Origin of the sequence: Plantibacter sp. MMLR14_011, from assembly GCF_001865025.1 — a bacterium.
GTDB classification, from domain to species: Bacteria; Actinomycetota; Actinomycetes; order Actinomycetales; family Microbacteriaceae; genus Plantibacter; species Plantibacter flavus_A.
Genome location: NZ_MJGW01000083.1, coordinates 1 through 23,101 on the forward strand (window position 1 = coordinate 1; position 23,101 = coordinate 23,101).

Annotated in this window: 18 protein-coding genes and 2 pseudogenes; 10 read left to right on the top strand and 10 right to left on the bottom strand. The window is 70.4% G+C overall.

What is annotated here, in order from left to right; all coding sequences use genetic code 11:
* Positions 1 to 399, bottom strand: a pseudogene (locus tag BIU99_RS17645) (ATP-dependent helicase); the annotation flags it as partial.
* A 244-nt stretch (positions 400 to 643) separates the two neighbouring features.
* Here BIU99_RS17645 and BIU99_RS17650 point away from each other — a divergent pair.
* Positions 644 to 2,506: a glycoside hydrolase family 15 protein gene (locus BIU99_RS17650; protein WP_256374765.1), complete on the top strand. Its 1,863-nt coding sequence runs from the start codon at positions 644 to 646 to the stop codon at positions 2,504 to 2,506.
* Between the two features lie 54 nt (positions 2,507 to 2,560).
* Here the strand turns inward: BIU99_RS17650 and BIU99_RS17655 are convergent, their stop codons facing one another.
* Entirely contained in the window at positions 2,561 to 3,046 is a 486-nt protein-coding gene (locus BIU99_RS17655) for an NUDIX domain-containing protein (protein WP_071262396.1), read from the bottom strand.
* A gap of 65 nt (positions 3,047 to 3,111) precedes the next feature.
* Between BIU99_RS17655 and BIU99_RS17660 the strand changes: the two genes are divergently transcribed.
* A complete protein-coding gene (locus BIU99_RS17660) occupies positions 3,112 to 3,726 on the top strand; it encodes a hypothetical protein (protein WP_064294232.1) in 615 nt (204 codons plus the stop codon).
* Positions 3,727 to 3,752: 26 nt separating this feature from the next.
* Here the strand turns inward: BIU99_RS17660 and BIU99_RS17665 are convergent, their stop codons facing one another.
* Positions 3,753 to 4,670, bottom strand: coding sequence for an AraC family transcriptional regulator (locus BIU99_RS17665; RefSeq protein ID WP_175484431.1), 918 nt, complete (start codon positions 4,668 to 4,670; stop codon positions 3,753 to 3,755).
* Between the two features lie 150 nt (positions 4,671 to 4,820).
* Here BIU99_RS17665 and BIU99_RS17670 point away from each other — a divergent pair, with 150 nt between their 5' ends.
* Entirely contained in the window at positions 4,821 to 5,303 is a 483-nt protein-coding gene (locus BIU99_RS17670) for a hypothetical protein (protein WP_064294230.1), read from the top strand.
* A gap of 55 nt (positions 5,304 to 5,358) precedes the next feature.
* On the opposite strand, the gene BIU99_RS17675 is transcribed toward BIU99_RS17670, so the two are convergent.
* A complete protein-coding gene (locus BIU99_RS17675; RefSeq protein WP_071262398.1) occupies positions 5,359 to 6,111 on the bottom strand; it encodes an IclR family transcriptional regulator in 753 nt (250 codons plus the stop codon).
* A gap of 45 nt (positions 6,112 to 6,156) precedes the next feature.
* On the opposite strand from BIU99_RS17675, the gene hutH reads away from it, so the two are divergent.
* A complete protein-coding gene (gene hutH / locus BIU99_RS17680; protein WP_254773650.1) occupies positions 6,157 to 7,845 on the top strand; it encodes a histidine ammonia-lyase in 1,689 nt (562 codons plus the stop codon).
* 890 nt (positions 7,846 to 8,735) lie between these two features.
* Here the strand turns inward: hutH and BIU99_RS17685 are convergent.
* Positions 8,736 to 11,900 (bottom strand): annotated as a pseudogene (locus BIU99_RS17685) (efflux RND transporter permease subunit); the annotation flags it as partial.
* 144 nt (positions 11,901 to 12,044) lie between these two features.
* The gene (locus tag BIU99_RS17690; protein WP_071262400.1) at positions 12,045 to 13,487 is read right to left on the bottom strand and encodes a PLP-dependent aminotransferase family protein; all 1,443 of its coding nucleotides are present in this window, start codon (positions 13,485 to 13,487) and stop codon (positions 12,045 to 12,047) included.
* A gap of 63 nt (positions 13,488 to 13,550) precedes the next feature.
* Between BIU99_RS17690 and BIU99_RS17695 the strand changes: the two genes are divergently transcribed.
* Positions 13,551 to 14,216: a YitT family protein gene (locus BIU99_RS17695; RefSeq protein ID WP_071262401.1), complete on the top strand. Its 666-nt coding sequence runs from the start codon at positions 13,551 to 13,553 to the stop codon at positions 14,214 to 14,216.
* 86 nt (positions 14,217 to 14,302) lie between these two features.
* Here the strand turns inward: BIU99_RS17695 and BIU99_RS17700 are convergent, their stop codons facing one another.
* Positions 14,303 to 15,625, bottom strand: coding sequence for a cation:dicarboxylate symporter family transporter (locus BIU99_RS17700; RefSeq protein ID WP_071262402.1), 1,323 nt, complete (start codon positions 15,623 to 15,625; stop codon positions 14,303 to 14,305).
* Between the two features lie 199 nt (positions 15,626 to 15,824).
* Between BIU99_RS17700 and BIU99_RS17705 the strand changes: the two genes are divergently transcribed.
* Both BIU99_RS17705 and BIU99_RS17710 read left to right on the top strand, forming a co-directional pair.
* Positions 15,825 to 17,483, top strand: coding sequence for a sensor histidine kinase (locus BIU99_RS17705; RefSeq protein WP_071262403.1), 1,659 nt, complete (start codon positions 15,825 to 15,827; stop codon positions 17,481 to 17,483).
* Positions 17,480 to 18,187 (top strand): response regulator, encoded by a 708-nt coding sequence (locus tag BIU99_RS17710; protein ID WP_071262404.1) that lies wholly within the window; start codon positions 17,480 to 17,482, stop codon positions 18,185 to 18,187. Before BIU99_RS17705 ends, BIU99_RS17710 begins: the two co-directional genes overlap by 4 nt.
* Before the next feature lie 95 nt (positions 18,188 to 18,282).
* Here BIU99_RS17710 and BIU99_RS17715 read toward each other — a convergent pair whose 3' ends face one another.
* The 3 genes from BIU99_RS17715 to BIU99_RS17725 are packed head-to-tail and all read right to left on the bottom strand — an operon-like array spanning position 18,283 to position 20,599.
* Entirely contained in the window at positions 18,283 to 19,935 is a 1,653-nt protein-coding gene (locus tag BIU99_RS17715; RefSeq protein WP_071262405.1) for a hypothetical protein, read from the bottom strand.
* On the bottom strand, positions 19,932 to 20,327 hold the full coding sequence (locus BIU99_RS17720) for a hypothetical protein (RefSeq protein ID WP_071262406.1): 396 nt from the start codon (positions 20,325 to 20,327) through the stop codon (positions 19,932 to 19,934). Before BIU99_RS17720 ends, BIU99_RS17715 begins: the two co-directional genes overlap by 4 nt.
* Positions 20,324 to 20,599 (bottom strand): hypothetical protein, encoded by a 276-nt coding sequence (locus BIU99_RS17725; RefSeq protein WP_064294220.1) that lies wholly within the window; start codon positions 20,597 to 20,599, stop codon positions 20,324 to 20,326. Before BIU99_RS17725 ends, BIU99_RS17720 begins: the two co-directional genes overlap by 4 nt.
* A gap of 205 nt (positions 20,600 to 20,804) precedes the next feature.
* Between BIU99_RS17725 and BIU99_RS17730 the strand changes: the two genes are divergently transcribed.
* From BIU99_RS17730 to BIU99_RS17740, 3 genes are all read left to right on the top strand, one after another.
* Positions 20,805 to 21,419, top strand: a complete 615-nt coding sequence (locus BIU99_RS17730; RefSeq protein ID WP_064294219.1) for a hypothetical protein — start codon at positions 20,805 to 20,807, stop codon at positions 21,417 to 21,419.
* A gap of 170 nt (positions 21,420 to 21,589) precedes the next feature.
* Positions 21,590 to 22,447, top strand: a complete 858-nt coding sequence (locus tag BIU99_RS17735) for a DUF4097 family beta strand repeat-containing protein (RefSeq protein WP_071262407.1) — start codon at positions 21,590 to 21,592, stop codon at positions 22,445 to 22,447.
* The gene (locus tag BIU99_RS17740) at positions 22,444 to 23,073 is read left to right on the top strand and encodes a PadR family transcriptional regulator (RefSeq protein WP_064294217.1); all 630 of its coding nucleotides are present in this window, start codon (positions 22,444 to 22,446) and stop codon (positions 23,071 to 23,073) included. The genes BIU99_RS17735 and BIU99_RS17740 overlap by 4 nt, the downstream gene beginning before the upstream one ends.
* Positions 23,074 to 23,101 lie beyond the last annotated feature (28 nt).

The following is a 23,101-nucleotide window of genomic DNA, read 5'->3' on the forward strand; positions in this document are numbered from 1 at the left end:
CCGCTCACCACGGTTGTACGCAGGACGCTCGTTCCGGTCGCCACCACGGTTGTACGCAGGACGCTCATTGCGGTCGCCGCCACGGTTGTACGCAGGACGCTCGTTGCGGTCGCCACCACGGTTGTACGCGGGGCGCTCGTTGCGGTCACCGCGGGGTGCGCGGTCACCGCGCTCCTCCGACTCGAAGCGGGCGGCGCGCTCGGCGCGCTCGTCGGCGTTCCAGCGGGACTTCTGCGGCGCCCCACCGGTGTCGGGACGGTAGCCGCGGTGGCCTTCGCTCTTGCTGCCGGACTTCGCGCCGGGGCGCGAGCCGAAGGGTCGCTTGTTCTCGCCGTACTTGGACTTGGGGTCGAAGTTCTTGGCCGGGCGTTTGCCGGCGGGGGTGTTGTTCTTGGGCATGGAGAAATGCTTTCCGGGTTATAACTCGTTCGCATGAACAACCTGCATGACTCACACAGCGCCATCCGAAACCTCGGCTGCGCTGCGGCATGCTCATACCCGGGCGATCACTGGCCGGGGCCGTCCACATCATGTGTGTGTTCGCGGAGTTCTCTCCGACGAAACCGGCCCACCAGACTGACATAACCCTCCGCGGTACAAACGCGGTGTCTCGAGCCGACTCACCTACGTTACCCGATCCCTCCTGAGAAGTCACGGAGCATCACTCCCAGGGAGGGGCACGGCGGCGTGGCAGCATGGGTGCATGCCCAGCCCCATCGAGGATTACGCCCTCATCGGCGATTGCCACACCGCCGCGCTCGTGTCGTCGGAGGGCAGCATCGACTGGCTGTGCCTCCCCCGGTTCGACTCGCCCTCGATGTTCGGTGCACTGCTCGGCACCGAAGACCACGGGTGCTGGACGGTCCGGCCCGCCGACGCGCGGGCGACGGCGAGCCGCGCCTACCTCGACGACACCTTCGTCCTCGAGACCGTCTGGACGACCCCCGACGGCCAGGTGCGCGTGACCGACCTCATGCCCCACGGCGACCGCCGGGCCGATGTCGTCCGGCGCATCGAGGGCGTCAGCGGCACCGTCGCGGTCGACGTCGAGGTGCGCCTCCGCTTCGGGTACGCCGACGCGATCCCGTGGGTGCGGCAGCTCCCGGACGGCTCCGGGATCGTCGCGGTCGCCGGCCCCGACGCCGTCGTGGTCCGCGGTGTGCACCTGACGGCGTCCGATCACGCCCACTCGGCGACCGTCGAGGTGTCCGCGGGCGACACCGTCGACCTCACCCTCACCTGGTACCCGTCGCACCGCGAGGTGCCGGACCCGGTCGACGTCGGATCGCGCATCGACCACACGATCGCCTGGTGGCGCGACTGGGCGTCCCGCTGCGATCCCGCCGCCGAGTACGAGGAGGCGGTCGTGCGTTCGCTGCTCGTCCTCCGCGCCCTCACGCACGAGGACACCGGGGGCATCGTCGCCGCCGCGACCACGAGCCTGCCGGAGTCGTTCGGGGGCGTCCGCAACTGGGACTACCGCTACGTCTGGCTGCGCGACGCCTCGCTGACCCTCGAAGCCCTCATGCAGCACGGCTTCACCGAGGAGGCGCACGACTGGCGCAGGTGGCTCCTCCGGGCGATCGCCGGTGATCCGAACGACCTGCAGATCATGTACGGCCTCGCGGGCGAACGCCACCTTGTGGAGGAGGAGCTCGACAGCCTCCCCGGCTACTTCGGTGCCGCCCCGGTGCGCGTCGGCAACGGCGCCTACACGCAGTACCAGGGCGACGTCTTCGGGTCCGTGATGATCGCCCTCGACGAGGCACGCGCGGTCGGTCTCGCGGACGACGACTTCTCGTGGAGCCTCCAGCGCGCCCTGCTCGGCGTCCTCGAGGAGCACTGGAACCGCCCCGACCGCGGCATCTGGGAGGTACGGGGCGACGAGCAGCACTTCACCCACTCGCGCGCGATGATCTGGGCGGCGCTCGACCGCGGCGTCCGCGCGGTCCGCGAGCACGGCCTGGACGGGCCCGTCGAACGTTGGGAGGCCCTGCGCGAGACCCTTCGCGAGACGATCGAGCGCGAGAACGTCGACCACGCACGCGGGTGCTACGTCCAGCACGCCGGGACGACCGAGGTCGACGCGTCCCTGCTCGTCCTCGCGCAGATCGGCTACGTGGCGCCCGGCGACCCGCGCATGCTCGCGACGGTGGCCGCGATCGAGGAGGACCTCCTCCAGGACGGTCTCCTCCTGCGCTACCGCACCACGAGCGGGGTCGACGGTCTGCCGGGCGACGAGCACCCGTTCCTCGCGTGCTCGTTCTGGCTCGTGCAGCAGTACGCGGCCTCGGGCCGACTCGACGACGCCCGCGAGCTGATGGACCGGCTGCTGTCCTTCCGCAACGACCTCGGACTGCTCTCCGAGGAGTACGACGTGCAGCAGGCGCGGCAGGTCGGCAACACCCCGCAGGCGCTCTCGCACCTCACCCTCGTCCGAGCCGCCGACGCCATCGCCGCAGCCACCGCCACCCCCTCCAGCCCGCGAACTGTCACCAACGGCTAGTCCGGGGCCACAGAACCGACCTCAAGTGACAGTTCGCGGGCAGGTGGGGCGACGTCAGCGGGTGAAGCGGGCCTCGCGCTCGTCGGAGGCGGCGAGCGCGATCCGGGTGCGGAAGTTCTGCGAGACCTGCTCGGGCAGGGCGTCGAGCGGGAACCACCGCGCCTCGGAGTTCTCGCCGTCGGCCGGATACGGCTCGCCCGACTCATAGCGGCATCGGAACACGAGGTCGATGTACTGCGTGATGTCGCCGTTGTCGTAGACGTTCTGCGGGAGCACCTGCACCTGGGCGAGACGCTCGGCGACGGCGACGACGGCCGCCTCCTCGAGGACCTCGCGTTCCGCCGCCACCGCGGGTTCCTCGCCCGGGTCGATGATCCCCGTGACCGGTGTCCACGCCCCGTTGTCCTGTCGCCGGACGAGCAGGACCTCGGCCTCGGGGGTCCCGAGACCGCGGAGGACGACCGCGGTCACCCCGGTCAACCAGAGGGGCGCGTGCCCGATCCGCTCGCGGAGGGCCAGTACGAAGTCAGGAGTCGCCATGCCTCGACTCTACGGCGGCTGCGGTGGGACACGAGATCGAAACACGAGTGCGGTCTACTGGGCGTATGGAACACGATCCCATCACCGTCTCGATCGAGCGACGCGTCAACCCGGCGTCGATCTCCGAGGCCACCATCTGGGTCCAGGCGGGCATCAACCTGGCGAACCGGTACCCCGGCTTCCTCGGCTCCGGCTGGGTGCGCGCGGGTGCCGAGAGCGACGTCTGGTACATGCTGTACCGCTTCGCGGACGAACAGACGCTCACCGACTGGGAGGAGTCGAAGGAACGCGCCTGGTGGCTCTCGAGCGGCCGCGAGTTCATGGAGCAGTCCCGCGTCGAACGGCGCAGCGGGATCGAGGGGTGGTTCGACGCGCCCGACGGGATCCTCCGCGTCGAGGAGGCCGAGCTCTCCGGCGACCCGGACCCGATCCCGCCGGCACCGCCGCGCTGGAAGCAGGCGGTGAGCATCTGGTTGGGCTTCTTCCCGCTCAACCTCGTCTTCACCCTCCTCGTCACGGCGCTCGTGCCGGGTTGGGAACCGCTCGGCGTGTTCCTCCACGTGCTCATCTCGACGCTCATCCTGACGCCGATCATGACCTACTGGCTCCTGCCGCTCGTCACGAGGCTGCTGCGTCCCTGGTTGACGGCCCCGCGTCGAAGCAGGCGTACCGCAGGCTGATCCGGCGGCCTGACGACGCTGCGACGTCAGGCGTCCTCCGCCTTCGTCTGCTCCCGGAACTGGCTCGGGCTGAGCCCGGTGTGCGCGACGACCGCTCGACGGAGGTGCGCCTGCGAGTGGTAGCCGCAGCGGGCCGCGACCTCGGCGATCGACAGGCCTCGGTGATCGGGGTCCGAGAGGAGGGCGAGCGCGAGCTGCACCCGCCGCTCGGCGATCTCGCCCGCGGCGCTCGTTCCCGAGCCCTCGAACACCCGTTGCAGGGACCTGGTCGACATGTTGAAGCGACGCGCCAGCGTCTCCGGTCGCAGCTCCCGCTCGGCGAAGGACGCGGCGATGTGCTCGATGATCCGGAGCCGGAGCGGAACCCGTCCGGCCTCACCTTCGGCGCGGAAGAGGTCGTTCTCCGCGTACAGGGTCGCGAGCATCGTGTCGATCACCCGGCAGAGTCTGAGCTGCGCGGCGCCGCCGATCGGCTCGAACGCGGAGATGACCTCCACGAGGAACGCGGCGCTCCCCCGCAGCAGCGGCGACGGCGCCAACGGGCCGAGGGCGCTCGTCGGGGCGATGCCGAGGCGGCGGAGCGCACGCATCGGCACGAACACGTACAGATAGGTCGCGTGGTCGTGGATCGTCGTCCGATACGTCTCGGCGCCCTCCGTGAGCGTTCCGGTCCCGGGGAGCAGGTCGAGTTGCTGTCGGCCGTGGACCAGGCTGGCCGCACCCTCGATGAGCATCACGATCGTCGCGACCGGCTCATCGAGCCCGTAGGCGTCAGCGAGGACGTCGAACGTCCCGGGCCCGACCGTGTTGCGATGGAGGACATACTCGCCGAGCATGACCGAGTCGACGGTCATCGAGAACCGATCGGGGTCCACGTCCACGAATCGCAGCGCGCCCGACGCCTCCTGCATCCCGGTCGTCCCCTCGAACCGTCGTGTGGTCACGCGGCCGCGCGCAGGGAAGCGACCGGATAGGCCATCATCAGGTGCGGGCATCATCGGACCCTTCGAAGAGTCCATCCACCCTCGCACAGGGTTCCGTCCGAATCGAGGGGTTGCCAGCCGCATCGCACGGTGGTCGGCGATACTGGACTGATGATCTCCGCTGACCTCGCCCGAGCGCTCCGCACCGCCGGCCTGCGCTGGACCCCCGAACCCGGCGACCGCTTCACCATCGACGGCGGCGAGCTCGCCGGCGACGTGTTCACGGTGAGCGAGATGACCGTCGAGGTGCACGAACACCCGGGTGGCCGCAGTTTCGGCTTCAACGGGACGACCGAGTGGGCGTTGGACTCCGTCGACCAGGAGGAGACACTCTGGCTGCCGTCGGAGCACCAGCTGCGCGCTCTGCTGCGCGGCTCGTTCCGGTCGCTCGAACGCGCGGTGTCCCCGGCTGCGCCGACCGACGGCGAGCCGACGCTCGACGACGAACTCGACGTCCTCCTGTCGTTGGGCGACGCCGAGGCGTACACCGTCGTGGTCGAGCTCGGCGGCGAACTGCGACGGTTCAGCGCCGCGACGGCGCCCGACGCGTATGCGACCGCACTGCTCGAGCTCATCCTGCGCTCGGTCGCCTGACCACGGTTCCTGAGCCGCCGCACCGCCCGCCCGCTCCGCCCGCTCCGCCGAGCGCTCAGCGACCTCGGATCCGCCGCGACAGCTCGGCGGCCGCCGGCTGGATTTCGCGGGCCAGCCACGCCGGATCGAGTCCCGCATCGGCGTCGTAGGTGACCGCGATCGCCGCCGCCGGCCACCCCGTGTGGTCGCGGACGACCACCCCGACACTCGCGAGCCCGAGCGTCACCCCGCCCGCCTCGCGCGCATAGCCGTCCTGGGTCGTCTGGGTCAGGACCTGTCGTAACTCCCGGTACCGCTTCGGCCCATGGCCGGTGCGGTCGACGAACGCCGCCTGGTCGGGGAACAGGGCGCGCAGCTGGCCGGCCGGGAGCGCGGCGAGGATCGCGCAGCCGCTGGCGGTCAGGTGAGCCGGGAGGCGCACACCGACATCGGTGACGAGGTGCGGCCGACGCGGGGCACGCTCGTCCACGATGTAGAGCACATCCCGGCCGTGCAGCACGGCGAGGTGCGCGCTCTCACCCACCCGGTCGACCAGCTCGGCAAGCAACGGGCGCCCGAGCATGCTGAGCGGCTCCTGCCGGGCGTACCCGCCGGAGAGTTCGAAGGCGGCGACCCCGAGCCCGTAGCGACGGGCTTCGGGCAGGTGGACCACGAAGCCGTGCTCCTGCAGCACGCTGAGGAGGTGGTAGACCGTCGATCGCGGGAGGTCGAGTGCCGAGGCGATGGCCGCGGCCGGAAGCGGGCCGCGGGCTCCGGCGAGATGGCTCAGCACGCGCAGAGTGGCGTCGGCTGCCGGGACCTGACTCACCGTTGACCTCGTCTCCGCGGCTCGGGCGCGGCCGCCTGGTCGTCCATGTCTGTCATCCCAGACACGGACGACTCTACGCGCACCGCCGCGGTCGGCGTCCGGGTGTTCGATCGGAACATGGACATCCAGCCCGGCGCGACCCCGACCACCAGCGACCCGACGACCTCCGGTCGCCCGCATCCCGAGCCCGTCGGTCCGACCTCGGTCTCCCTCGGCACCGGACCGCTGTCGATCGACGAGGTCGTCGCCGTCGCCCGGCACGGCGCTCGGATCGACCTCGACGGCGAGGCCCTCGACGACGTCGCCGCATCCCGTCGGATCATCGAAGCGCTCGCCTCCGACCCCGAGCCCCACTACGGGATCTCAACCGGGTTCGGTGCGCTCGCGACCACGTTCATCGAGCCGGCACGCCGCTCGCAGTTGCAGGCGAGTCTCGTCCGCTCGCACGCCGCCGGCAGCGGTGACGTCGTCGAGCGGGAGGTCGTGCGTTCCCTGATGACGCTGCGGCTCTCGACGCTCATGACGGGCCGCACCGGGGTGCGGGTCGAGACGGTCCGCGCCTACGCGGCGATGCTCAACGCCGGCATCACCCCGGTCGTGCGCGAGTACGGGTCGCTCGGCTGCTCCGGCGACCTCGCGCCCCTCGCGCACTGCGCGCTGGCGGTGATGGGTGAAGGCGAGGTGACCGACTCGCACGGACGCCGTCGTCCTGCAGCCGACGCCCTCGCCGACGCCGGCCTCGTCCCGGCACAGCTCGCCGAGAAGGAGGGGCTCGCGCTCATCAACGGCACCGACGGCATGCTGGGGATGCTCGCGCTCGCCGTGGACGACCTGCGGATGCTCCTGCGCACCGCCGATGTCGCCGCGGCGATGAGCGTCGAGGGCCTGCTCGGCACGGACGCCGTGTTCGCCGCGGACCTGCAGGCCCTGCGCCCGCAGGCGGGTCAAGCCGAGAGCGCCGCGAACCTGCGGTTGCTGCTCGACGGCTCCCCGATCGTCGCGAGCCACCGGGGTCCCGAGTGCACCCGGGTGCAGGACGCCTACTCCCTGCGCTGTACCCCGCAGGTGCACGGTGCCGCCAGGGACACGGTCGACCACGCCGCGACGGTCGCCGAGCGTGAGCTCGCGAGTGCCGTCGACAACCCGGTGCTCACGCCGGACGGACGCGTCGAGTCGAACGGGAACTTCCACGGTGCCCCGGTCGCCTACGTGCTCGACTTCCTCGCGATCGCCGTCGCGGATGTCGCGTCCATGTCGGAGCGCCGCACCGACCGTTTCCTGGACCGGAGCCGGAGCAACGGCCTCCCGCCGTTCCTCGCACACGAGGTCGGTGTCGACTCGGGCCTCATGATCGCCCAGTACACGGCGGCCGGCATCGTGAGCGAGCTGAAACGCCTGGCGCACCCGGCGTCCGTCGACTCGATCCCGTCCTCCGCGATGCAGGAGGACCACGTCTCGATGGGTTGGGCGGCGGCGCGGAAGCTCCGGAGGGCGATCGACGGTCTCAGCCGGGTGCTGGCGATCGAGGTCATGACGGCAGCCCGGGGCCTCGACCTGCGCGGCCCGCTCGAGCCGGCCGTCGGCACGGGAGCGGTGCTCCGCCGGGTGCGTGAGCAGGTCACGGGTCCCGGTCCCGACCGGTTCCTCTCCCCCGAGATCGAGGCGGTCACCGCACTGGTGCAGTCGGGTGGGGTCGTGCGGGCGGTCACCGGCGCGGTCGGCGATCTCCGCTGAGTCGGGCGTCACACGACGAAGCCCTCGGGCGCCGGTGACGGCGTTCCCGAGGGCTTCGTGTCGATCCGCGCGAGCCGCAGCTCAGCGACCCAGCGGCAGGTGGTCGATCACGGCCACTGCGCGCGGCGGCGCTTCGGCCGTTCGGTGCCCGATGACGCTTCGGTAGCGGGTGCCGTATCGGCATCGGACGCCGACTCAGCGGCTGGCGTCGACTCGGTGTCGGGCGTCGGCATGGACTCGGTAGCTCGCTCAGACTCAGCAGGGAGCTCGGACTCCGCCGCTGGCCCCGGCTCCAGGACCGGCTCAGGCTCAGCGACCGGCTCAGCGACCGCATCAGCATCAGCCTGCGCGTCCGGCTCAGGCTCCGCCGCTGGGGCGGCGTGCTCGCCGGAATGCGCGACCTCGTCCGCAGGGGCGTCGGAGACCGCGTCGGGGAGGGTGATCGCCTCGGTGCGCGGCAGCTCGTCACCCGTCGCCACATGCGCCCCGTGCACCTCGTGAGCTTCGTGGGCTTCGTGGGCTTCGTGGGCTTCGTGCGCAGCCGGGCGCGTCATCGGTCGATCCACCGCCGGCTCACTCGGCGCAGCGACCTGCGGCTCGGGTGCCGCATCCGAGTCCATGGGAACCGCATCGGCCGGTCCGGCGTCCGCGGGAACCGAATCGATCGGGGCATCCTCCGCCGGTTCCGCGCCAGCGGGAGCGGCGGCATCTGGAGCCGCGTCCGCCGAAGCCGCGTCCGCCGTGGCCGACGGAACGGACGCGTCAGGCGCGGTGGCCACGGTTGCAGCACTTCCACCACCGGCGCCGACGAGGGCCGGTTCCTCAGCGGGGACCGTCGCGGCCCGCGGCCCCTCGATCGCGGCGACCGTGCGCGCTGTCGGCTTCGGCTCGGCTGCAACCCGCCGCTGCTCGCGACGCTCGCGGAACCCCTCGACGAGGTTGTAGAGGGACGGCAGGACGACGAGCGTCAGCACGGTGGACGAAACAAGCCCGCCGATCACGATGATCGCGAGCGGCTGCGAGATGAACCCGCCGTGCCCGGTGACACCGAGCGCCATCGGGGTGAGCGCGAAGATCGTCGCGAGTGCCGTCATGAGGATCGGGCGGAGTCTGCGTGCCGCGCCGTGCTCGACCGCCTCGACCACCGTCATGCCGCGTCGCCGGTATTGGTTCACGAGGTCGACCAGGACGATCGCGTTCGTCACGACGATACCGATCAGCATCAACGCGCCGATGATGGACGGGACACCGAGCGGCACGCCGGTGATCACCTGGAGGCCGATCGCACCGGTGGCGGCGAACGGCACCGACACCAGGAGTTCGAGCGGCTGCCGCAGCGAACGGAACGTCGCGACCATGATGACGTACACGATGAGGATCGCGGCGAGGAGCGCGAGGCCCAACTGGCCGAAGGCGTCGCTCTGCGATGCCGTGACACCCCCGAGGGTCGCCGTGGTGCCGGCGGGCAGCTTGACGTCGTCGATCGCCGTCTGCACCTCGGCACTGGCGGTGCCGAGGTTGTCACTGCCCGGAGTCGCGCTGATCGTGGCCGAGCGAAGGCCCTTGACGGTCGAGATCGACGCGGGTCCGTCGACCTGCGAGACCGTCGCGAGGGCGTCGAGGCGTTTCGGGCCGGTGGCGGTCGGGACTTCCGTCGCCGCGAGGGCGTCGATGGTGGTCGGCGGGTCCTGGGCGTCGACGTAGATGGTGAGCGTGGTGTCGTCGATGACGATCGAGCCCACCGTCGTCGGCTGCATGAGCTGCGAGACGTACGCGCCGAGCGCGACCTCGCTGAACCCTGCAGCGGCAGCGGCGTCGCGGTCGACGGCCACCTGGACGTAGGGTCGCGATTCGCTGAGGTTGCTCGTGACCTGGTCGAGGCCGTCGAGGCCGGTGACGGCCTGCTGGATCGCCTCGGCGGCCTCCGCGAGATCGCTCTGCCGTGCGGAGGTGATGTCGATCTCGATGTCGCTCGACCCACCGAAGCCCGCGGACGCGGCGACCTCGATCTCGCCGACGTCGTCGAGCCCGGAAAGGTCCCTGCGGACCGTCTTCTGGAGTGCCGTCTGGTCGGCGTCTTCGCTGGTCGTGATCGAGTAGGTGATGGCTCCACCGCCGCCGCCCGAGAACGCGTCGCGCAGGGAGCTCCCGCTCGACCCGATCGAGAGCTGGACGGTGTCGATGCCGTCGATGTCGCGCAGCTTCGTCTCGACCTGCTTCGCCGCCGCGTCCTGGGCGTCGAGGCTCGTGCCGACCGGGAGGGTCTGTGTGACCGTCAGCGTGTTCTGGCCCGAGTCGCCGAGGAAGTTCGTCTTCATCGAGGGGATCAGCGCGATCGTTCCGCCGAGCACGAGCAGCGACAGGAGCAGGGTGACGGCCGAGTGCTTCAGCGTCCAGTGGATGATCGGGAGGTACGCCCGCTGGAGCCTCGACGGCTTTGCGAGGTCGTCCTCGTCCTGCACGCTGACTCGGCGTTCCCGTCGGCTCCGCACCGGCTCGGCGTTCGCGTCGGCCGAGGCCTCCTCGGCTGCGGCAGCGGCCGCGAGCCGCTGTGCCTTCGGAGAACGCAGGAACCAGTAGGCGAGCACCGGCACGATGGTGAGCGCGACGAGGAGCGACGCGAGCAGCGCGATCGTGACGGTGAGGGCGAAGGGTCGGAACAGCTCGCCGGTGACGTCGCCGACGAAGGCAATGGGCAGGAACACGGCCACGGTCGTGACGGTCGACGCGGTGATGGCTCCGGCGACCTCCTGGACGGCGCTCAGGATCGATCCGGCGCGCTGCGCGCCCGTGCGGTTGTCGCCGAACGAGAGGTGCCGCTTGATGTTCTCGATGACGACGATGGAGTCGTCGACCACGCGCCCGATGGCGATCGTCAACGCACCCAGCGTGAGGATGTTGAGCGAGTACTCGGCCACCTGGAGACCGATGAAGGTGATGAGCACCGAGGTCGGGATGGAGATGGCGGTCACGATCGTCGCGCGGACGTCGAGCAGGAAGATGAGGATGATGAGGACCGCGAAGACCAGACCGAGGAGCCCCTCCGTCGTCAGCGACTCGATCGACTGCTCGATGTAGGGCGCCTGATCGAAGACGACGGTGAGTTTGGCGTCGGACCCGATGGTGCGCTCGAGCTCGGGGAGGATGTCGCGCACGCCCTGCGAGACCTCGACGGTGTTCGCCGCGGGCAGTTTCGTGACGGCGATGGTGAGCGCCGGCTCGCCGTCGACGCGGGAGATCGAGGTGATCGGGTCGTCGCTCAGGGCGACCGTCGCGACGTCGCCGATGGTCAGGACGGAGCCGTCGGCGGCGAAGGCGCCCGTGATCGGCAGGGCGGCGATGTCGTCGACCGAGGTGAGCTTCGTGCCCGTCTGGACGGAGAACGTCTTGTCGCCTTCGGTGATGTCGCCCGCTGGCTGCAGGGAGCCGTTCTGCTGCAGCGTCGTCCCGATGACCCGGCTGGTCTGCCCCGCGAGGGCCAGTTTGGCGTCGTCGGGGGTGATCGTGACCCGCTTGCCCACCTCGCCGACGATCGCCGCGTCGCGGACGCCGTCGACGTCCTTGATGTCGGGGACCACGGAGCTCGAGAGCACCTCGGCCAGGGAGTCCTGGTCGGCCGCACCGGACACGGCGATCTGGATGACCGGGAGGTCGTCGATGCTGCCGCTGACCACCTGCGGGTCGACGGTGTCGGGCAGGGTCGACTTGATGCGGTTGATCGCCTGGGTGATCTTCTGTTCGGCGGTGGCGAGGTCCGTGCCGTAGGTGAAGGTCGCGCTGATGAGGCTCGAGTTCGTGCTCGACGTCGCCGAGGTGGACTCGATACCGGGCACGCCCTGGATCGCGGTCTCGATCGGGGTCGAGACGTCGTCGTTGACGACCTCGGGTGCCGCACCCGGGTAGCTCGTGATGATCGCGAGCTGCGGGAACTGGACCGACGGGATGAGCTCCTGCTTGAGGCCGCCCACCGCCAGGACGCCGAACACGGCTGCCACGATGGTGACGAGCGCGATCAACGCGCGGTTCTTCATGCTGAGGACGGAGAGCAGGTGCACGGAGCCGCTTTCGGTTGTTGCGAGAGGTGCGGACGCTGTAATTATGTCACCGCGCACCCGTCCGACGGCGGTCTCGCGCGGAGGCTGGACACGGCACGCACAAGCACTGCGTGTGGAGCGGTGTCACACTCGTCGGCGACGAGGTCAGACGACGTCTTCGAGGTAGTCCAGGGCCGGCACGTGCCCGAACATCGCGGAGTGCCACGTCTGCGTCAGCAGCTCGACCGCCTGCTCCGTCTGGGCCCACGGATAGCTGATCGGGATGCGCAGGTAGCGCTCGAACGCACCGTCGATGCCGAACCGCGGCCCCGCGACGATCACGAGCCCGTGACTCCGCGCCGCGAGCGAGAGCTGCGATGACGCGGCCTCGCCGAGGTTCACCCAGGTGGCGATCCCACCGTCGACCCGCGGCACGGTCCACTCGGGGAGGCGGTCGGCCAGGAGGTCGACGAGCCGGTCGCGGGTCTCGCCGAGCGCGACCCCGCGCCGGGCGACGATGCCGTCCATCGCCGGCATCAACTGCTGGACGGTCAGCTGGTCGAGGATCGGGGTGCCGAGGTCGCCCAGCGAGCGTGCCGAGACGAGCTTCCTGATCGTGCCGCGCTCGGCCCGGATCCACCCGATGCGGAGCCCGCCCCAGGTCGTCTTGCCCACCGAACCGATCGTGATGATCGACACCGGCGCACCCTCGAGAGCAGCGAACGGCGTGCCGTCGAGCCCCTGGTCCGTCGGCCGGTCGATGTCGAGTTCCGCCGTGGTCTCGTCGATCACGAGCACCGTCCCGTGCCGCTCGGCGGCTGCGGCGACCCGTCGGCGGGTCTCGAGCGGCATCGACGCCCCGGTCGGGTTGTGGAAGTCCGGCATGAGGTACGCCATCGCGGGGCTCGTGCGCTCGAACCACTGCTCGAGTTCGCGGACGTCCCAGCCGGTCTCCGAGGAGACGGTCGCCGCGCCGAGCCTGGCTCCGGCCGCCCGGAGCGCCTCGTAGGCGTGGGGATAGCTCGGCATCTCGACGAGGACGCGGTCGCCTCGGCTGAGCAGGGTGCGGGCGATGAGGGCGATCGCGTGCTGGGCCCCGACGGTCACCATGATCTCGTCGGGGTCGGTGGGCAGGCCGCGCGCGGTGTAGCGGTCGGCGATGGCCTGCCGGAGCTCGGGCATGCCGACGAGGTCGTAGTCGAAGTCGTGCATGTACCGCGGCAGCTCTGCGGCGGCGGTGGCCACGGCGTCGATGATCTCAGGGCACGGCGGGACGGCCGCCTTGCTGAAGTCGAGGAACCCGCCCTGTGGCACGGGAGCCAGCGCAGTGGGTGCCGACGGCAGGAGGGTGACGCTGCCAGAACCGCGGATGCTGCGGAGGTAGCCCGCCTCGCGCAGTTCGCGGTACGCCGCGGTGACCGTGGTGCGGCTCAGCGCGAGCCGATCGGCCAGTTCCCGCTCGGCCGGCAGACGGGTACCGACCGGGATGCGTCCGTCGAGGACGAGGAGTCGGATTCGGTCGGCGAGACCGCGGTATGCGGGCGCAGCGGTCTTCCACTGCCCGAGCAGGGCGGCGAGCGATCGGGCACTCAGGGTGATGGAAGCCATTGAACCACGATACCCAGATTGGCCTCTAGCGCCAAAGCCAATCGTGCAATTGGATTGTCCACCATGACCCGTCGTGTGCTCCAACTCCTCATCGGCCTCTTCCTGTACGGCATCGCCATCGCGATGATCGTGCGCGGTGCCGTCGGGGTCGCCCCCTGGGACGTCCTCACTCAGGGACTCAACCTGCGGACCGGCCTGAGCTTCGGACTCATCACGATCATCGTCGGCGGGCTCGTGCTCCTCGCCTGGATCCCGCTCAAGCAGCGGCCGGGTGTCGGCACCGTCCTGAACGTCCTCCTCGTGGGGCCATCGGCCGACATCGGGCTGGCGTTCATCCCCGCAGACCTCGACCTGTGGGGGCGCATCCTGTTGTTCGCCGGCGGACTGCTCCTCCTCGGCGTCGCCTCGGGCCTCTACATCGGCGGCAACTTCGGCCCCGGCCCGCGAGACGGCCTCATGACCGGCATCCACCGCGTCACCGGCTGGCCGATCTGGGTCGGGCGCACGGGCGTGGAGCTCGTCGTCCTCGGCATCGGGTGGCTGCTCGGCGGGAACGTCGGCATCGGAACGGTGGTCTTCGCCGTGCTCATCGGCCCCATCTGCGGCTACACGATCCCGTTGTTCCGGATCGCTCCGCGTACGGAACACTCGACCACCGCCGTGGACGAGGCGGTGCTCGAGGGCGACACCCCGCCGTCGAAGCCGATCGTCGACTCACCGGCCAACTGAGCACCCTTCGACAGGCTCAGGGTCCGGGAGCGACAGGCTGAGGGACCGGGTTGTCCGGTCCCTCAGCCTGTCGACGTGCCGATGCCTCAGCGCTTCGCCACCGCCACCGCGCCCGTGTGGTCGTCGACGCTCATCGTCGCCTCGTCGAACCGCGAGCGACCGGAGAGGACCTCACCGACCTGCACCCGGTCGACCTCCTTCACCCACGTGCCGATGATGATCGTGGCGACCGCGTTGCCGGTGAAGTTCGTGAGCGCACGCGCCTCCGACATGAAGCGGTCGATGCCGACGATGAGGCCGACCCCGTCGACGAGGTCGGGCCGGTTGGCCTGCAGCCCGCCGGCGAGGGTCGCGAGACCGGCGCCGGTGACGCCCGCGGCGCCCTTCGACGCGATGATCATGAACACGAGGAGCGAGATCTGCTCCCCGAGGTTCATCGGGACGCCCATGACGTCGGCGATGAAGATCGACGCCATGGTGAGGTAGATCGCGGTGCCGTCGAGGTTGAAGGAGTAGCCCGTCGGGACGGTGATGCCGACGACCGGCTTGGAGACACCGAGGTGCTCCATCTTCGCGATGAGTCGCGGCAGCGCCGCCTCGGAGGAGGAGGTGCCGACGATGAGGAGGTACTCACGGCCGAGGTACTTCATGAGCTTGAAGATGTTGAAGCCCGTGGCGAGGCGCAAGACCCCGCCGAGCACGACGACGATGAACAACGCGCAGGTGATGTAGAACGCGATCATGAGGGTGGCCAGCCCGACGAGCGCGCTCGCACCGGCGGACCCGGTCACGGCGGCGATCGCGCCGAAGGCGCCGATGGGCGCGATCCACATGATCATCGCGAGCACCCGGAACACCAGCGCCTGGATGAGCTTGATGCCGCGCAGGATCGGTTCACCCGTCGTCCCCATCTTCTGCAGCCCGAAGCCGACGAGCAGGGCGACGAAGAGGACCTGCAGGATGTTGCCGCCGGTCAGCGAGGACACGAGCGTCGTGGGGATGATGCCGAGGATGAACTCGGTCGTGCTCTTGGCCTCCCCCTCGACCTGGTAGCTCGTCTCGGCGAGGTTCAAGCCGGCGCCCGGCTGGATGAGGTTGCCGACGACGAGGCCGATCGCGAGGGCGAAGGTCGACATCACGATGAAGTACAGCAGCGCGAGCCCGCCGACCTTGCCGACGGTCGCGGCCTTCGCGATCGACCCGACGCCGATCACGATGGTGCAGAAGATGACCGGGGCGATCATCATCTTGATCAGCGCCACGAAGGCGTCGCCGATGGGTTTGAGTCCCTTCGCGAACTCCGGGGCGGCGAGGCCGACGACGATGCCGGCGAGCACCGCGACGATCACCGCGAGGTAGAGGTAGTGGGTCTTGTCCAGCCGTTTCAGGGAGGAGAGCGTCATTGCCATTCCGGATCCGTTTCGTCGGCCGCGTCAGTGCGGCAGCGGGTGGTCGATCGACCCATGCTGCGACCACGTCGGCGGATCGGCCGGGTTGTGGTCGTAGTGACCGCTTGTGGTCGTACTGGTCGCGGTCGGCGACGCCTGAGGCCCTCGTCACCCCCGATACTTGAGGGGTCGACGCGACGGAGCAGACGGAGGTGACACGATGGCCGGTCGGTCCAGGAGCATCGCCTCGCGGCTCTTCCTCGTTCAGCTCGTCGCGGTCGTCGCGATGACACTCGTCGCCGGTGTCCTGCTCTGGTTCCAGGCCCGTACCGAGACCGAGGACCGCGCGGTCGCGAAGTGCCTCGACGTCGCGAACGGCGTCGCGGACAACCCCTACGTCGTCGCGCAGCTCGGCTCGGAACGCCCGTCGGACGCGCTCCAGCCGTACGCCGAGGCGCTCATGCGCGACACCGGCGTCGACTTCGTGACGATCATGGCTCCGGACCGCACCCGGTACACGCACCGTGAGCGCGACCAGATCGGCAAGCCGTTCATCGGCACGATCGGACCGGCGCTCGAGGGACGGACCTTCACCGAGACGTACACGGGCACGCTCGGCCCCTCGGTCCGCGCCGTCGCACCGATCCGTGACGGCGCCGGCGAGGTCGTCGCCCTCGTCGCCGCGGGGGTCACGGTCAGCAACGTGTCCGAGACCTTCGAGACCCGGGTGCCGTGGTTGCTCGGGACGGCCCTGCTCGTGCTCGTCGTCGGGGCGATCGGCTCCTGGACGCTCCGCCGCTACCTCGCGCGGGTCACCGGGTCGCGCGGACCTGAGGACCTCGCCAGGATGTTCGACTACTACGAATCGGTGCTCCACTCGGTGCGCGATGGGCTCGTCCTCGTGGACCGACACCGCCGTCTCGTGCTCGTCAACGACCAGGCGGCCGAACTGCTCGGGCTGCCGCTCGGTGAGCGTTCCCCGGGCGCGGTGCCGGTCGACGAGCTGCCGATCGACGTCGGCCTGCGGGAGCTCCTCGCAAGCGGGCGTCAGGCCGTCGACGAGATCCACCTCACACGTGAGCACGTGCTCGTCGTGAACCAGGAGTCGGCGGTCGGTCCGGGCGAGACGGCGGGCCCGCACCCGCGTGGCTGGGTGATGACGCTGCGCGACCACACCGAGATCGAACACCTGAGCGGCGAACTGGCGTCCATGCGGACGATGAGCGACGCCCTGCGCTCGCAGACCCACGAGTTCGCGAACCGGCTGCACACGATCGTCTCGCTCATCGAGCTCGACCGGCGGGAGGAGGCGCTCGACCTCGCGGCGCAGGGACTCGGAGCCAGTCAACGGTTGACCGACCGCGTGCTCGCGGCGGAGCACGAGCCGGTGATCTCGGCCCTGCTGCTCGGCAAGACGGCGCAGGCGGCCGAGCAGGGGGTCGAGCTGCACCTCGAGAGCGACCCGGCGCTCGGACGCGTGCGCGTCGACCCGGCCGTGATCGTCACCATCCTCGGCAACCTCATCGACAACGCGATCGACGCGGCGGCCGGCGATCGCCCCTGGGTGGAGGTCTACCTCGGACAGGGGCTGCCGGACGAGCTCGGCGCCGGGCGGTCCGCCGACGCCGAGACGACGGAGCTCGTGATCCAGGTGACCGACAGCGGACCGGGCCTGCCCCCGGAGGCGCTCGACGTCGCGTTCGTGCGCGGCTGGTCGACGAAGGAGCCCGGCCGATACGGTCGGGGGTTCGGTCTCGCGCTGGTCCACCAGGCCGTGACACGGCTCGATGGCACGATCGAGGTCGTCCGCGAGCCGTCCTCGGCGTTCGTCGTGACGCTGCCGGCCGCGGTCGGGGTCCGCGACGAGGCAGGCACATGAGCGGGCAAATCCGGGTCCTGGTCGTCGAGGACGAACCGATCGCCCAGCAGGCCCACGCGTCCTACCTGCGCCGCGTGGAGGGCTTCGAGCTCGCCGGTGTGGCGGGCGATGCGGCCACCGCGATGCAGGCGCTTCGGGCCACCGCGGCCGGTCGCTCCCCCGACGACCGGATCGACCTCGTCCTGCTCGACCTCAACCTGCCGGACGCGCACGGTCTCGAGCTGTGCCGACGCATCCGGACGGCGGGTATCGACGTCGACGTCATCGCCATCACCGCGGCCCGTGATCTCCGGATCGTCCGGGCGGCGGTCTCGGCGGGCATCGTCCAATACCTCATCAAACCGTTCGCGTTCCCCGCGTTCGCCGACAAACTGGAGGCGTACCGCTCCTTCCGGCACACGATGTCGGCGGAGGGCTCGGTCGCGAGCCAACAGGAGGTGGACCTCACCCTCGCCACGCTGCGAGCGCCGTCCTCCCGTCCGCAGTTGGCGAAGGGCCTCTCGGAGGACACCCTGCGTCTGGTCTCGGACCTCCTCCGGCAGGCGGCCGGACCGCTCTCGGCGAGCGAGGCGGCGGCCGCCGGGTCCCTGTCGCGGGTGACGGCGAGGCGCTACCTCGAGTACCTCGCCGAGACGGGCGCCGTCGAGCGCTCGCCGCGCTACGGCACGCCTGGGCGCCCGGAGCTCGAGTACCGCTGGCGGTGAGCGGACGTCGGTCCCCACCCGGTCGCGCACCCCGGCCCCCTGAGCCGCACCCGCTCCCCGAGCCACCCAACCCGGTCCCTGAGCTTGTCGAAGGGTCAGCTCGGGTTCACGACGGCGTAGATCTGGTTCCAGTTCGCGAAGCCCGTGACCGGCTCATCCGAGCCGTTCAGCATGATGTCCTCGTCCACCGAGTTCGTCTCGCCGGTCGACGGGTCGTAGATCTCGTAGTCGCCGTCGTGGAAGCCGATGATGAGCACATAGTGCTGCGGGATGGTGTTGTCACCGGGGCCGACGAGCAGCGGGACGGGGGTCCCGTCGTTCGCGGCGACCGCCGCCTCGGTGAGCGCCGCCCCTCTGCCGGAGTCGCCACCCAGGAGGTTGGTCCAGTCGATGTGGTAGTCGGTGCCGGTGCGGTCGGCTTCGTCGACCGCGCCGCCGGGTGCCGTACCCGCGACGTTCGGGTAATCGACCGGGCCGGGGAACAGGTCGTTCGCGCGGTCCTGGACGGCCTGCTGCAGGAACGTCATCCGATCCTCGGTGTCCAGACCGGCCGCGTCGGCCAGGTCGAGTCCCCGGAGGTAGTCGGGCACATGTCCGTCGAGGAGCTCGCCGGTCCGCAGCCAGTACGCGAGGAACGGATCGGACTGGGCGGCCAGGGTGATGAGCGTCGTCGATCCGCAGGTCTTGTTGTTGTACTGGTCGAAGGTCTCGCCGTTCACCGTGGCGTCCCCGTTGTCGCCGACGCCGAGGTTCGTGAGTTCGTCGATCATGCGCTGACGTTCGCCGGCCGGAGCGTTCTTGATCGCGTCGGCGAGGGCGAGCACGGAGGAACTGCCGGCGCCGGTGGCGATCGCGCTCATGAGGAGGGCGCTGACGGCGGGATCGCCGGACTCCTCCATCGCCGCGAGGATGCGTTCGCGTTCGTCGTCGCTCATCGCGTTCCAGTTCTGGACGTAGTTCGCCCATTCCGTCTCGGAGAGGACCGAACCGTCCGGGTCGCCGTTCGGGAACTGCGTCCGCGAGACGAGGACGTCCAGCCGTGTCTGACCCACGGGCACCTCGACGCCCGCGAGCACGGCGTGGCCCTCGGAGTCCGACAGTGCCCGCTGCAGCGCCTCACCGGCCGCCCATGCGTCGTCGTAGGCGTCGTGGCAGACGGACACGCCGTCGAGGATCTGGCCGGCCCCGCGGATGAGGTCCGAGAGCACACCGGCGACCTCTCCGGCTCCGGTGATCGGGTTGGTCATCGCCCATGGGTTCACGGAGATGTTCCCGATGGTCCGCTGACCGTCGCGGATGGTGTCCGCTCCCGGATGGTGAGCGCTGCGGGCCGCGGTGATGGCGTCCGCGTAGTCGCGCAGACCGGTGGCCCCGGTCCGGAGCCCCTCGATCTCGCTGCCGACGAGGGTGTCGACGGAGGCCAGGACGTGTGCCGCGCTCGCGCCGGTCACCCCGACCAAGGCGTCCGGCAGGCTCGACGCCGTGACGGTGGAGAGCGTGGTCTGGATGGTCTCGGCGGCGAGCGCCGCGTGCTCGTACTGCTCCGCGAGCCCGTCGATGGTGGCCGGATCACCCGGCGGTGGGGTGTCCGCGAACGTGGAGGATCTGGGGATGAGCCCGACCGCGCGATCGACGAACGATCCGATCGAGGTGATGAAGCTCATCGGGTCGCCGCTCAGCGAGCCGATGAAGGTGGCGAGCACATCGATCTCGGCTGAGCTCTTGGTGCGGAGGTCGGAGAGGTTCACGATCGATCCCCGATCCCGGCGGTACGCGTGGTCGTGGCGAGTCCGGAGAGGAGCTGCCGGACGACGGTCTGCAATCGGGCGACCGCGCGCAGTTCGGCGGCGGTCTCAGCGCTGCCGGCACCTCGACGACGCGCGTCGAGGAGGGCGTCGAGCAGGACGACCCCCGCCTGCTCGTCCGTCAGCATGCCGGCACCGAGGTCGATCACGGCGTCGAGACCGGCCGTGCGGACCACGCTCGCGACCTGTTCGGTGACGCCGGCGGGGACACCGGCCCCGCGGAGTTCCGCGGCGAGCGACGCGACCCGTGCGCCGGTCGCGGCCCGCTCGGACGCGTCACGGCGATCGGACGGGACCACCGTGGGTGGCGGAGCCTGCGGCGTCGGCGCGGTCATGAGGCGTCCTCGGCGAGGGCCGCGTCCGTGCCGGCCATGGTGTCCGCGACGTGCTGCATCCACCGTGCGAAGTCGTCGAGCGTCTTGCCCGCCTCCGTCATCTCGGTCCGCCACGTCAGTTCGAAGGCGGCGGCGTTCGCGGCCACCTGCTCGTCGAGGAACGACGTGTCGAGGCACGTGGAGAACATCCCCGTCGCGCTCGTGGCCGCCCCACCCACCGTCTGGACGACCGCCGTCAGGCCCGCGTCGTCCACCTGCATCGTGCCACTCATGGGTCCCCGCTCTCCGGTGCTGTTCGCGCTTGCCGGTCGATCCCGGTGAGGCGCCTGATCCGATGGTTCCACCCTGTCCCCGCCGGCTCCGGAAGACGATGGGCAGCACTCCCCATCACCCGTCGGGCGTCGGACGTGGCGCACGCCGGGGTGTCAGTTACGGTGAGGGTGACGCGTCCGCTCGGGCGCCGCGGAGGGAACCGTCATGCAGCAGATCCATCGTCGCCTTGCGACCGTGTCGCTGACGATCCTCGTCGCCGCGCTCGCTTGTACGGGATGCGGCCTGTCGTCGACACCCGTCGTGGCGGACGAGACCGACGACGCCCGGCTCGCCGCGCTGGCCGATGATCCGCTCTTCACGGACGGCAGCGTCAGCGGGCCGCAGGTTCCGGACACCTCCGCCAATGTCAGCGTGCAACGCGGGGCGATCACGGTCGATGGCCTCTGGCCGTCGGACGTGACCGCGGAACCAGGACCGAGCGGGCCCGCTTGGCCTGCCGCCACCGCCATGTTGGTCCAGCTGCGCGAAGCCGGCTGGCGGCCGGTCGCCGTCTCCTGCGAGCTGGATCGGTCGTCGGGCTTGGAGGGAGCGACGGTGTTCGCCACGAAGGAGTTCGGCGACTTCACCGCTGCGCTCGAGGCCGTGGTGAGGCCCCCGTCCTCGAAGCTCGTCGGCTACGTGCCCTTCCATGCCGAGGCCGACGACCCGTGGTCGGCGCACTCGGAGGTCCCCGCCGGATCGAGTTGCCTCGACGGCAGTGGGCCGCCGGTCGACGAGGGGTCCGTCCCCGACGACCTGGCCATCGCTCCCTGGTACTGAGCGGCGGCCGGTCCGGCCGGACGTGTGGGGCCGCGACCGAGCGGCCGCCGATCCCAGGGTCGACTCAGGGTGATCCCGGAGGTTCCGGGGGTTGCCATGCGCCGAGACGCGATATATCGTGAACTTCAGTTCAACGCGATATATCGCGATCACTCGGAAGGAAGCGCACCATGGCACAGGAGAAGTGGATCATCGCTCCCGGCGAGAGCCGCATCATCGACCTCGAACTCGTGAGACGGCTCAAGGTCGGCCTCATCGGCGGCCAGGTCGACATCATCGGACACGACGAGCCCGGCGCACGCATCGAGGTGGGGGCCGTCACCGGCAAGGACCTCAAGATCACCATCGACGGCGACGTCGCCGAGATCGACCACCCGCAGTTGCGGTGGGACAACTTCCTCGAAGTGTTCTCGAACTTCGGCGCCAACCGCGCCACGGCCCAGGTGAGTGTCCTCGTCCCCCGCGACATCGCTCTGACGTTCGGCGTCGTGAGCGCCAGCGGACTGGTCGCAGGCCTCACCGCGGACGCCAAGCTCAACACGGTGTCCGGCGACCTCGTGGCCGACCGGATGACCGGACGACTCGACCTCAACTCCGTGAGCGGCGAGCTCACGGTCCAGAACCACACGGGTCGCATCCAGGCGCACACGGTCTCGGGCGACGTCACCGTCTCCGGCGACATCACGCGCGCCTCGATCGACGGCGTCTCCTCCGACCTACTCCTCGACATCCACGGTGCGTGCGAGCAGCTCGACCTGAACACCGTGAGCGGCGCGATCACGGTCCGTCTCGACGAGGAACTCGCCGCACGCTACACGGCGAACTCGGTCGGCGGCCGCCTGGCGATCGACGGCGTCGTCCTCAAGGGACTGCGCGGTGGCGGGTACAACTCGCACACGGGCGCCCTCTCCGGACAGTTCGCCGAGGTGCGCATGAACACCGTCGGCGGCGCGGTGACCGTCCTCCGCCGCTCGGCTGCCGAGCCGGCGGGCGCGGCCACCACCGCAGGGAGCGAGGCAGGCGCATGAGCCCCGTCTTCGCCCACGGCAGCCTGCGGCTGTACCTCCTGAGCCTGCTCGACGAGTCGCCGAAGCACGGCTACGAACTCATCCAGGCGCTCACCGACCGGAGCGGTGGCACCTACAGCCCGAGCGCCGGCACCATCTACCCGCGCCTCGCGAAGCTCGAGGAGGAGGGACTCGTCACGAAGACGAGTGACGGCCGGAAGACCGTCTACGAGATCACCGAGGCGGGCCGGGCCGAGCTCGCGGCACGGGCGGGTGAGCTCGACGGCATCGAGGACCAGCTCACCGATTCCGTCCGCCGTATCGCCGACGAGGTCCGCAGCGGGGTCACGGCGGCCATGAAGAGCCTCCGGGCCGATCTCGCCTCCGCCGCGCGCGAGGCGAAGCAGTCCGCGAAGCCCGGTCCGAGCTGGACGTCGACCGCCGAGGAGAGCGCCGATCAGAAGGTGCAGGGTCGCTTGGCGCTCCACGAGACCGACGTGTCGATCAACGAGTTCCGACAGGCGGTCCGAGCCGAACTCCGCGAGCACGTCGCCCGTGGGGGCGCGCTGGACGATGACACCGTGTCAGCCCTGCGTGCCGACCTCGTCGCCGTCCGCGACCGCCTGCGGGAGCGCTTGCAGGGCTGATCGCCCCGCCACGCGAGCCGAGACACGG